This is a genomic window from Algibacter sp. 2305UL17-15 (assembly GCF_040720935.1).
In the GTDB taxonomy this organism is placed as follows: domain Bacteria; phylum Bacteroidota; class Bacteroidia; order Flavobacteriales; family Flavobacteriaceae; genus Jejuia.
Genome location: NZ_JBFDAE010000014.1, coordinates 44,757 through 58,127, shown reverse-complemented (window position 1 = coordinate 58,127; position 13,371 = coordinate 44,757). Strand labels below are relative to the sequence as shown.

Genomic DNA, 13,371 nt, shown 5'->3' with positions numbered 1-13,371 from the left:
TTGAATTCAAATTTAAAATTTATACTTCTAGTAAATTTCGGTTTGCTTTTTAATTTTATCTCTGCTCAAGAGCCAACAGATTGTATTGATGCAGTAATTGCCTGCGGGAATTCCCAAATTAACCTTGATGTTAATGGCGCAGGAACCCAAGAATTATTTGGAAGCAATGCATGTTTTGGACAAGAAAACAATAGTGTTTGGCTAAAAGTAACAACCGTTACAACAGGAACGCTTGGATTTACATTAAAACCAGAAAGTACTGATATTAATGAGGATTACGACTTTTTTGTATTCGGCCCTAATGTATCTTGTAGTGCCATTGGTCAAGCAATAAGGTGTTCTACAACAAACCCTTCAAACGCAAATTTAACGAGTAATTTTACGGGTATGAATGCGGTTTCTACAGATACTTCTGAAGGCCCTGGAGCAGATGGAAACAGTTTTGTAAGATGGATTGATGCACAGGCAGGTGAAACCTATTTTATAGTCATAGACAGACCTGTCGGCCAAAGTGCTTTTTCTTTGGAATGGACTGGAACAGCAACATTTTCTTCTCCTCCCTCTAATGAAGCTACAACTTCAGGAGTTCCTTTAAATATGGAAGATTGTGATGTAACCGCTCCTTTTGATGATGGGTTAACAACATTTAACCTAGATACAAACACCAATGCTATTAGAGGCTCACAAAAAGATGTTTCCATTACATATCATGCCAGTGAGAGTGATGCAAATATAGGCATCGATGCGCTCACGAGCCCTTTTACAAATACGTCTAACCCACAGACTATCCATACGCGAATAACCAATACTATTACCGGTTGTTTCGAATTATCTAAATTTACCCTTACTGTAAATATTGGACCTCCTTTTACAGAACCCTTAGACTATATCCTTTGTGATAATTTTGACGATGGCGATAACACAAACGGTAGAACTGTTTTTACCTTATCCAGTAAAAATGCTGAAATTTTAAGCGGACAGAGTTTATCAGACTTCAATATTACCTATCATAGTACAGTTACAGGAGCGGAATTTAATACGCCAGGAACACAATTACCAGATTCATATTACAATAACACACCTTTTTCAGAGGAAATTTTTGTGAGAATTGAAGATGCTTCAAACGTAGATTGTAAAAGTGTAACCTCGTTGAAACTAACAGTAAATCCGGTGCCCAACAGAACAGATCATACTATGTTGCAATGCGATGAAGATGGGGTTTTAGATGGCATTACGCTGTTTAACCTAACGGAAGCAAATGATGCTTTAACTTCTGGACTAACTGGATTTTCAACAAAGTTCTATACAGATTCCGGAAGACCACTAGAAATAATGCACCCAGAAAATTTTCCCAATACGAGTAATCCTCAAACTATTTATGTTGAAATAATTAATGATAATACATCTTGTAAAAACAATGCTGAATTAACCCTAAGTGTTAGTGTTACAGATGCGTTCGACACCGCACTAGTTACTTGTGATGATGATGGCACAGAAGACGGTTTGCATATCTTCAATTTAGCAGATGCAAATTCAGCTATTACAACTGGCCTTCCCGCGGGATTAGATATGAGCTACTATAAAACTTATGAAGATGCATTATTGGAACAAAATGCCTTAAATGCTTCCTATACCAACGAAATTCCTTATGCTCAAATTATCTACGCAAGAGTAGAAAACGATAATAATTGTTATGGTATCAGCGAAATTACGCTTACCGTTAACGAGTTACCGGATATAGAGGTAGAAGAACTGACCTATTATTGTACCAACTTCTTTCCAGATACTGTTCCTATCAATGCAGGTTTAAACACTACCAATCTTGCAGATTATTCGTTTAATTGGGATAACGGAGCGCAAACTTATACCATCCAAATTAATAGTGAAGGGAATTATAAAGTTACTGTCACCAATAAGAATACAGGATGCATAAAAGATAGAACCATAACTGTAGCCCCCTCTAATACTGCAACTTTTGAAGCGATACATATTATTGATGCATCACAAAACAATATGATAACGGTTAACGTTTCTGGAGAAGGAACATATCAGTATAGTTTGCTCAATCCAAACAATTCAATATATAAAGATTATCAAGATAGTCATGTGTTTGAAAATGTGAAACCCGGTATTTACACAGTAGCTGTAAAGGATATAAAAAATAATTGTGGTACTAAATTTGATAGTGTTTCCGTAATTGGGTTTCCCAAATTTTTCACACCAAATAATGATGGTAAAAATGATACTTGGCAAGTTGATGGTATTTCAGGTATGTTTCAACCCAACACCAAAATTTTAATTTATAATAGATATGGTAAACTAATGAAAGAATTAAATCCTCTTGGCGATGGATGGGATGGCATGCTCAACGGGCAAATATTACCCCCTGATGACTATTGGTTCTCAGTAAAATTGCAAGATGGCAGGGTTATCAAAAACCATTTCACCCTTAAACAATAGACTAAAAAACCTAAATAAATGTATTTTATCCGATATTTTTGCATTTCATCTAAAATATATTTACATTCGACCCCGAAATGCATCATTAAAATAGTGTTATTTTACCCAAATATATAAAATTGAAAAAGCCCCTACATTTTTACATTTTTATTGCAACCCTCGTATGTTGCTTTAATACTGCGCTATCACAACAAATATCCGTTAACGGAAATGTTACCATTCGAGAACTAATAGAAGATAATTTGGTAGATGGCTGCGTTGAAGTCTCTAATATTACCTCTGCCATAAACGGTAACGCAACCGGTTTTAGAAGTTATGCCGAGTTTAGCCGTGGAAGTTCCAACTTTCCTTTTGAAAATGGTATTATGCTTTCTACTGGTGCTGCAGAGTCTGGCGGAAATAACCTTACTACTACACCACTAAGTGAAGGTGCTACAACTTGGGGCACAGATCCAGATCTGGAAACCGCACTTGGTATCACGAATACATCTAACGCTACGTCTATTGAATTTGACTTTATTTCAATTTCAAGTCAGGTACAGTTCAATTATTTGCTGGCATCAGAAGAATACTCAGGTATCAACCCATGTAATGTATCAGACGGATTTGCTTTTCTTATTAGAGAAGTAGGAAGTGCTGGCCCTTATCAAAATATAGCTGTGGTGCCAGGTACTGCAACTCCAGTTAATACCAATACGGTTCATGATGAAATTGTTGGCGTATGTGCGGCACAAAATGAACAATACTTTGATGGTTATAATATTGGAGACACTAATTATAATGGTAGAACCGAAGTGTTTACAGCTTCGGCAACCATAACGCCTTATGTACAATACCATATAAAATTGGTTATTGCAGATGGATTTGACCAAAGTTTAGATTCTGCCGTTTTTATTGAAGGTGATAGCTTTAAAATTCTTGATTTAGGTGAAGATATAGACACTTGTGCACAATCGGTACCTCTTAACGCTGATATTGGAAACCCTACATCAACTTATGAATGGTTTTTTAATGGCAATACAGATCCCATTCCCGGGCAAACAGACCCTATATTGGATGTAACTCAAAGCGGAACTTATAGAGTTGTGATAACAAATCGACTGAATAGTTCTGATTGTTTAGAGGAAGACGAAATTGTAGTTCACATTCAAAACGAGATAACTTTTAACCCTTTAAGCGATTATATTTTATGTGATGATTTAAGTGGCGACGAAACAGAAACCTTCGATTTATCAACAAAAGATGCCGAATTAGCAGGTGTTATTACATTTACAAATTATAATTTTTCTTATCACTTGTCTGACTCGGATGCAAGAAACGACATAGGCGCTATTACTACTCCCATTCAAAATACATCACCAACGCAACCTATTTTTATTCGAATTGATGATATGGATTCGGGATGTATTGCCTATTCTACATTTAATCTAGTGGTAAGCCCTATTCCAAATATAATAGACCCTACAAATTTACCTGTTTGTGATAGTGATAACGACCCAAGTGACGGTTTCACAACTATTAATTTAAGGGAAAAAGACGATGAGATCACAAACAGTCAATCAGGTTTAGTAGTATCATACCATTACAATAGTTTAGACACCACTACCGGTAATAACCCAATACCCGATCCTGAAAACTATGTAAATACAAACACCCCAACAGAAACTATTTATGTAAGAGTTGTAAACTCTGCTACAGGATGTTATAATAACTCAAGCCTTACCATAGATATTACAAATGGGCCTGTCGTCAATAGAGAACCTATTCCTTTAGACGGTTGTGATACAGACCATGATGGTATCGATAATTTTGATTTAACCCAAGCCATTTCCGATATTTTAGCAGGATTAACTGGAACCACAACTACATTCCATGAAACCACAGCAGATGCGGAAGAAGGTATTAATGCCATAGCTGATGAAACAAACTATCAAAACATCACACCAGATGTTCAGACCGTTTTTGTAAGAGTTGAAGATAATGTTACAGGATGTGCATCCATAGTGCCTTTACAAATTCATACTAATCTATTGCTAACAGGTACAGATTTAGGTGATTTTGCCTTATGTGACGACCCAAGCAACGATGGTACGATAAACTTTAACCTGTTTATTATAGAATCCTTTATAGCTAATGATTTACCTAACATTACCGTTACGTTTTACGAAACGCAAGCCGATTTTGACACCAATAATCCACTAGATAAACATGTGCTTTACACCGCTTCCAACCCAACTACGTTATTGGTTAGTATTGAAAATGGTTCTTGTAACGAAGTAGATGAAATAAAATTGATAGTGAATCCTGTTTTAGTATTTAACCCTATAACTCCTGTTGAATATTGTGACGACGACGACGATGGTATAGTGAGCATAGATTTAACTTCATTCGATGATTTAATTACAGGTGGAAACACAGATTTTAGTGTATTTTATTTTGGCTCTCAAACTGATGCCGAAACCAATTTTAATCCACACCCCCCGTTTTATACCAACTCACAACCGCAGGAAACTATTTATGCAAGGGTAGAAAATGAAGATACTGGTTGTTTTACGGTAAACCCCTTTGACATTTCCGTTGTTCCAGCTCCTACGATAACAAATCCTGATCCTTGGTTAATTTGTGATACAGATCAAGATGGCATGACCATTTTGAATTTAGAAGATAAAATCCCCGATATAGTAACGGGAACTACTGGTTTGAACATAGATTTTTTTACAACGGATACGGATGCAAATAATGACACCAATCCTGTAATAGATCCTACTATTTTTGAAACCGGGACACAAACTATTTATGTGAGAATTGAAAGTGCAACTTCTGGCTGTTACGCTATAGCAACTCTAGAAATTTTTGTTAATACTTTACCTGTAATTACCGATATTGATAATTTTCAAATATGTGAAGATGATAATGATCAAATGACAGACTTTTTATTTTCTGATTGGGATGCACAAATTTTAAATGGACAAACAGGAAAAGAAGTATTTTACTTTGAAGATGCAGCACTAACAATTCCTATAGATAAGAATACACTATACACAAATACATCAAGCCCACAAACTATTCATGTAAGGGTAGAAAATTTAACCGATCCAGATTGTAGCGCAACAGCTTCCTTTTTTATAGAAGTAGGTGCCAATCCTGTTTACAATGCTCCCGGGTCTTTCTTAATCTGTGATGATGCCTCAAATGATGGTATCGGAGTTTTTGATTTTTCTAAAAAAAGAGATGAAATGTCCCTAGGCTCAACTACCAATTTAAACATTGTTTTTTTTGCTACTGAACAGAATGCCATAGATAACATATATCCACTATCCTTACAATACACAAATACGCTTAATCCGGAACAGATATATGTTAGAATAGAAAACCAAGACTCTTCATGTGTTTCATTTGAAGATTTTGGAATAAACGTGGTAGCCTCTCCCAATCTTTCTGATGCCGAAGTACTTTCACTCTGTGATGATGATTATGACGGTATGACAGAATTTAATCTAGATGATGCTGATTATGAAAATTTTGACAGGTTCCAAACAGATATCACCATCAACTATTTTGAAAACATGGCAGATGTTGATGATGACGTTTTAGCCATACCAAATCCAAACACCTATATATCTAGTTCAAAAACAGTATATATAAAAGTTACCAATAACCAAACTACATGTTATACCGTTATTCCGCTAGAACTTGAGGTAATGCCTATACCTGTGGTGATTTTTAATGGCACTTTCCCTATTTGTGATAATGACACCAACACATTTGATTTATCTACAATAGATGATATGTTAGTTGATGATGCAAGCACAGTTTCTATAAATTATTATAATAGTGCTGTTAATGCCCAAAATAACACAGGTGCTTTAAGCAATATTTATACATACACTTCAACAAGTCATGTTATACATACACGTATAGAGAATATTACTAGCGGCTGTATTGCATTGAGTAATTTCACCTTACAAATTAATCCAAACCCAATTGCCAACACCCCACAAAATTTAATTGAGTGTGATGATGACTTGGACGGTTTTTTAATTTTTGACTTAACTGAAGCAAATAGTGATATTTTAGGAGTTCAAACAGCGGGTGATTATGCCATTTCCTATTACAGCACATTGGCCAACGCCGAAACAAAAACAGATCAATTAAACTCAATGCATGAATCTGTAGATGGGGAAATAATATTTTTCCGAATAGAAAACAATGCTACAGGATGTTTCAGTACGAATCAATTTACAACTTTTGTCAACCCCTTACCAATTGTTCCTATTGAAGATTCAGTAACACTCTGTTTAGATAATTTACCACTTATTATTGATGCTAGTACCGGCAATCCAAACGATACGTATTTATGGTCAACAACGGTAAATCCAAGTGCTGATAATTCAACTTCTCCTGTAATCGTAATCAATAACGCATCACAAATTGGAGAATATAACATTACAATAACAACCCAACATGCCAATGCCAATAATTGTAGTAATGATAAAACCATAACAGTAATTCAGTCTGAACAGGCTACAGACATCATAACTACAACCACCGATTTTGCAGACCCAAACAGAATTACAGTTAATGTAAGTGGTATTGGTAATTATGTTTATAGTTTAGATGGTGGAGAACCGCAAACTTCAAACATTTTTGAAAACGTATCTATTGGCCCTCATACCGTTACAATTGAAGATTTGAATGGTTGTGAACCCGTTACAACTGAAGTTTTTGTAATAGACATTCCAAAATTTGTAACCCCAAATGGAGATAATAGTTTTGATACCTGGCATATTGTTGGCATAGAACAATTACCTGGCACTTTAATCTATATCTATAACAGACACGGTAAACTGTTAAAAATGCTACCGCATAACTCGCCTGGTTGGGACGGAACATTTAATGGACAAAATATGCCTTCAGATGATTATTGGTTTTCGGCAGATATTATACAAAACGGAGAATCATTCAACATTAGAGGTCATTTTGCATTAAAACGTTAAGCTCTTAAACTTTTTGTGTTTTTTTTTTAAATAATTGGCATAAGGTTAATATTTTAGTTTTTTAAAACAGGAAATTAAACCATAAGCGTTTATTTGAGTCAAAAAAGTTTAAACCTAGTACTTTAGTGAGCAACTAATGTATTAATGCGCCCATATATTACATGTTCAATAGCAGCCCATTAAATAAAACACTCTTAGTAATACTTGTGCTTTTAAGCTATAAGGGCTTTTCACAATTAAGTAAAAAACACTTTATTCCGCCATTAACTTACGCAGAATTTGGAAACGCTAATCCAGAGGATCAATACATCTATTTGTCAACACCCAATAATGGAAATGTTCCCTATACCATTATTCCAGTTGGGCAGCCAGCAGCAAACTACATTACAGGAACTGTTTCAAATGCTGCTCCTGTCGAAATAAGTATTGGTACTGGAGATGGACAGCTATTCATCCCCTCTCCTCAAACAAGTGTTGTAACAGCCAATAGAGGTTATATTATTGAAGCAGATGCACCTATCTATGTATCTGTAAGAATGAATGCTGGTGGTGGTTCTCAAGCTGGTGCTCTAGTTAGTAAAGGAGCTTCTGCATTGGGAACAATTTTTAGGGTTGGTTCTTATACCAATGAAAACCCTCAAAGCAATTACTTGAATTTTGTTTCGGTAATGGCTACAGAAGATAATACTTTGATAGATTTCAGCAATTTACCTGTTGGGTTACTGATAAAAAATTATACAGGGCCCACGCCATTCAATGTGACTTTAAACGAAGGAGAAAGTTATACAATTGCTACAAATAGTGATGACAATATAATTAATAGAGATGGTTTGATTGGATGCCTTGTAACATCCGATAAACCGATAGTAGTTAATTGTGGGTCTGCAAATGGTAGTTTTGACAATGGCAATGGAAGGGATTATGGTATAGACCAAATAGCTGGTTTATCAAAAGTTGGGAATGAGTATATTTTTGTAAAAGGAGGTGGTAATAATGCTTGGGAAAATGTTTTAATAGTGGCGCATTTTGATAATACTACTGTAAGCATTAATGGTAATGTACCAGTTGCAACAATAAATGCCGGAGACTATTATTTAATTGAAGGTAATCTGTTTAACGGCGCTGGAAACATGTATGTTGAAACTTCAAAAAAAGTTTTTGCTTACCAAGGTGTTGGGTCTAATTCTGAAGCAAATCAAGGTATGTTTTTTGTACCACCTTTAAGTTGTGAAACAAGAGGAAATATTAATAATATTGCTAATATCGATGATATTGGCAACACACAATATTTAGGTGGTTTATCCATAGTTACCAAAGTTGGAGCTACGGTAACGGTAAACAATCAGCCCCTTAATAACTTTTCCACCATTGGCCCCAGTAATGTAGATGGTAAAGCAGACTATATTACTTATAAAATTACAGGATTAAACGGAAACGTTTCTGTACAAGGTAATGACGAGCTATATGTAGCCTATTTTAATGTAAATGGCGCCGCAACATCAGGTAGTTTTTATTCTGGCTTTCCATCAAACCCTGAAATAAATTTTGATGCGCAATTTGCAACCTTAGGAAACTGTATCCCTAACATCACATTAGAAGCTGCCAATACTCAAAATTTTGATAGTTTTGAATGGCAGTTTGACGATGGGTCGGGTTCTGGTTTTCAGGATTTAATGCTTACCACGAATTCAATTACGCCAACACTTCCCGGTAAATACAGATTAATAGGTATCATAACCTGTACTTTAGAGAGACTTGAATCTGCTGAAGTCCCGGTAAGTATCTGTCCTGATGATAGGGATAATGATGGTATTATTGATAATTTAGATATAGACAACGATAACGATGGTATTCTTAATTGTACAGAATCCAGAGGAGATGTCGTTATGGATGTATCAAACATAAATGCCCCCCAATTGGTTTTTCAAGATGCAACAATAAACAATACGATTACTTCAAGCAACTATACACAATCTAACAGTTCTGGGGGAACAAATACATTTACCGGAGATAATTTAGGAAGTATTTCTAGTACTATTCCGCCAACAGCAAATGGAGAGAACACCTTTGAGTTATCCTTTACCGAACCCGTTAATGTGAAATTTTCAGAAGACCTATCAATTACCGCTACCGGTTTAGATGATGAGTTTTTTATTGTTAGAATTCTTCCAGCCAATAAAAACATTACTTTGGTTGATCCTGATGATAGATTGCTAGTCGATTCTAATTTTGATGGTATTTTCGAAACTGGAGTGACACAAATTTCTGGCTCAGAAATACATTTTAGAATCAATGCTTCCGCAACAGGAAATACACCATATCAGTTTTTCGCAAACCAAGTTGACGGATTTACCTTTTATCATAAATCTGTAGATGTTGCTGCAACGTCAGTAATTAATGCCCTTATTTCGCTAACTTGTTTTAAAAAAGACAACGATTTTGATGGCATTAAAGATGAATTCGATTTAGATAGTGATAATGATGGTATTCCAGACTTGATAGAAAATCAAGGTACATTAATTCCTTTATCTGGAAACGATGTGGATACAAACGGACTTGATGATGCTTATGATGCTTCACTCCCACCAATAGATACTGATGGTGATACCGTGCCAGATGTTTACGATTTAGATAGTGATAACGATGGTATTACCGATTTAATTGAAACGGGCATATTAAGCACCTTATCTGACACCGACTTAAATGGCATTGTAGAAAACAACTTGGGCACAAATGGATGGGCAGATGAAGCTGAAACTGCTCCAGATAGTCATTTAATGGGCTACACGTTGAATGATTTTGATACTGATGGTGTATTCAGTTATATAGATGAAGATAGTGATGGCGACAGGTGTAGCGATGTGATTGAAGCTGGATTTTCTGATGGAAATGGAGATAATTATCTAGGTGATGGAAATGTAATAGTTGATGTCACTCCAGACTTTAGTACGGGACAAGGTTTGGTCACAAATGCATCAGACGGATACACTATACCAAATGCTGATTATTTAGACGCTGCACCTCTTTCAATTACAACACAACCAATAGATACTGAAGTTTGCGAATTATCAAATGCCATAATTTCGGTGGTTTCCCCAGAAGCTGAAACGTATCAATGGGAACTAAGTACAGACGGTATAAACTGGACAGTAATTACAGACGATGCTACTTATTCTGGGGCATTAACCAATGCATTAATAATTAGCAATGTACCTCTTACCTTCAATAACAATCAATATAGAGTTTACTTAAATAGAAACGGAAATACATGTGGTTTTTATTCCGATGAAATAGACTTAACTGTTGCTATTTTACCCATTGCGAATACTGCGCCTGTAATGCGTTTATGCGATGATGACAATAATGGCACAATGCCATTTGATTTGACATTACAAAACAATGCCATCAATTCGCAAGCAGGAATGACGATTACTTATCATCCAACACAAACGGATGCAGATGATCGTCTAAATGCCATTACAAGTCCGTTTGAAAGCGGAAATGCCACCATTTTTGCAAGAGTAGAAAATGATGCAAATACAACATGTTTCGCAACTTCAAGTTTTAATTTAGAGGTTTATGATACTGCTTTTCCAACAGATACAGCAACCATGACGAGGCTGCAAGACTGTGATAATACTTCCGTAGGAACGGATATTGATGGTTTTATAACTTTCAATTTAATAACTAAAGAAACTGAGATTTTAAATGGACAATCTAACTCAGATTTCACGTTAACCTATTTTACCGATGCTGGATATTCTAGTCAAATACCAGATCCAACAGCTTTTAATAATTCAACTTCTGGATTACAAACAATCTATGTAAGAGTAACAAATAATCTATTTACAGATTGTTACACAGATACGTCTTTTGAAATTGAAGTTTTTCAGTTGCCACAAGCAAATAATCCTGATACCTATGCCCAATGTGATGATGCTTCCAATGACGGACAAGCATTTTTCAACCTTACTTTAGACAACATAAAAGAAGAAATCAACATAAACCATGCTACCGAAAATCTCTCATTTTCATATTATGAAACCCAACCAGAAGCTGAAACCGCAATAAATGCCATTACAACTCCAGAGATGTACCAAGATGCTTTAGGTTTTGTTGCAGAAACTATTTGGATTCGTGTTGAGAACCCTAACGCATGTTTTAGAGTTGTCCCAATTACTTTAGAAGTCAACCCCAGTAGTGCTGCATTGGCAACTTACATGCCATCACAAAAATACCAATGTGATGATGGTACAGACTTTCGAGATGGCGTTGCTACATTTGACATGACAGACGTTAGAAACGAAATTTCCAATACTGTATTTCCAACGTTTTATGTTACCGTTCATTTTTATGAAAGTCAATTAGATGCGGAATTGGAGACCAATGAAATACTGGATATCGCAAACCACGAAAACACAAATTCTCCAAATACCCAAAATATCTGGGTAAGAGTTAAGAGTATTTTAGGTAACGACTGTTTAGGACTTCAGGAGTTTCAGAATTTATTAAATGTTGAAGCATTGCCAGTTGCAAATCCTGTAACGATGCAAAGAGCATGTAATTTTGATGTAACTGATGCTGTTTTAAGTTACCCATTTGATACTTCACAACTAGAAACAAATATTTTAAGCGGTCAAAACCCAGCAGATGTTACTATTACCTATTTTGATGCTAGTGGAGCTGCTTTGCTATATGCTGATGGTACACCAGTTACTAGTCCAATACAATCTGTTTTTTCTTCAGAAAACCAAACTATCACAATAAGAGTAACCAACAATAATACGCAAGATCCTGATGGCCCTTGTTATGATGAAACAACATTAGCTTTTGTTATAGACGAACAGCCAATTGCAAATCCTGTGCCTCGACAAATAGTTTGTGATGGAGCGCTTGGAGATATAGATGACGATGGTTTTTATGAATTTGACACCTCTACTTTTACGAGTACTATTTTAGGAACTCAAAGTGGCATGTCAATTTTTTACAATTATATTGATGAAGATGGCAACGCAATAATAGACAGTCCTAATTTACCTTCTGCTTTAACTTCAACAAATCAAGTTATTTCAGTAGAAGTTATAAACCCTGAAAATCCTTCTTGTTTTGCAACCACAAATATAGAATTAGTTGTTAATCCGTTGCCAGAATTCACAGTAGAAACTCCAAGACTTGTTTGTTCCTCAAATCCAACATTCAGTATTACTTTAGAACCATTTGAAGATAATACTACTGAAGTATTTGATTACGAATGGCTTTGGACAAGCTTAGACAACTCGACAACAAACCAACTTGTTTCAAACCAAAGAACCATTGATGTTTCCATTCCCGGGACTTACACTATTACACTTACAAAAACTGATGGGTCAAGTTGTTCAAGATTTAGAGAGATTTTCGTAGATGCTTCAGAAATTGCTACAATTACAGATGAAGACGTTACTATAATAGACCTATCAGAAAATAATTCCGTAACCATAGACCCAACTAATCTTGGTATGGGAGATTATGATTATGCTTTAACGGAAAGGGATTCCAATTTTATGACTTATCAAGATGAACCATTTTTTGACAGAGTAAAACCTGGCTTTTACACCATTTACGTTAGAGACGAAATTTGTGGTGTGTCTTCTTTAGATATTTCAGTTATAGGGTACATACGGTTTTTTACGCCAAATGGCGATGGTTTTAATGATGTTTGGCAAATAAAGGGAGTTGATGAAAACACGCAAGCAAATACCACCATTCATATCTACGACCGATATGGAAAACTGATGAAACAAATATTGACCTCATCAGATGGCTGGGATGGTACTTTCAATGGACAACAAATGCCAACGAACGATTATTGGTTTAAAGTTTTTCTTGAAGATGGCAGAACATTTATGGGACATTTTACTTTAAAACGATAGCACAT

The 13,371-nt window shown here is 35.5% G+C and carries 3 protein-coding genes; all 3 read left to right on the top strand.

From position 1 onward, the window contains the following. The 3 genes from ABXQ82_RS14590 to ABXQ82_RS14580 all read left to right on the top strand — a co-directional run bounded on the left by ABXQ82_RS14590 (position 1) and on the right by ABXQ82_RS14580 (position 13,366). Positions 1–2,460 (top strand): T9SS type B sorting domain-containing protein, encoded by a 2,460-nt coding sequence (locus tag ABXQ82_RS14590; RefSeq protein ID WP_367061239.1) that lies wholly within the window; start codon positions 1–3, stop codon positions 2,458–2,460. Between the two features lie 119 nt (positions 2,461–2,579). After that, positions 2,580–7,457 (top strand): choice-of-anchor L domain-containing protein, encoded by a 4,878-nt coding sequence (locus ABXQ82_RS14585; protein WP_367061236.1) that lies wholly within the window; start codon positions 2,580–2,582, stop codon positions 7,455–7,457. A 161-nt stretch (positions 7,458–7,618) separates the two neighbouring features. Then, positions 7,619–13,366 carry a T9SS type B sorting domain-containing protein gene (locus ABXQ82_RS14580; protein WP_367061233.1) on the top strand — a complete coding sequence of 1,916 codons (5,748 nt, stop codon included), beginning with the start codon at positions 7,619–7,621 and terminating at the stop codon, positions 13,364–13,366. Positions 13,367–13,371: the final 5 nt, after the last annotated feature.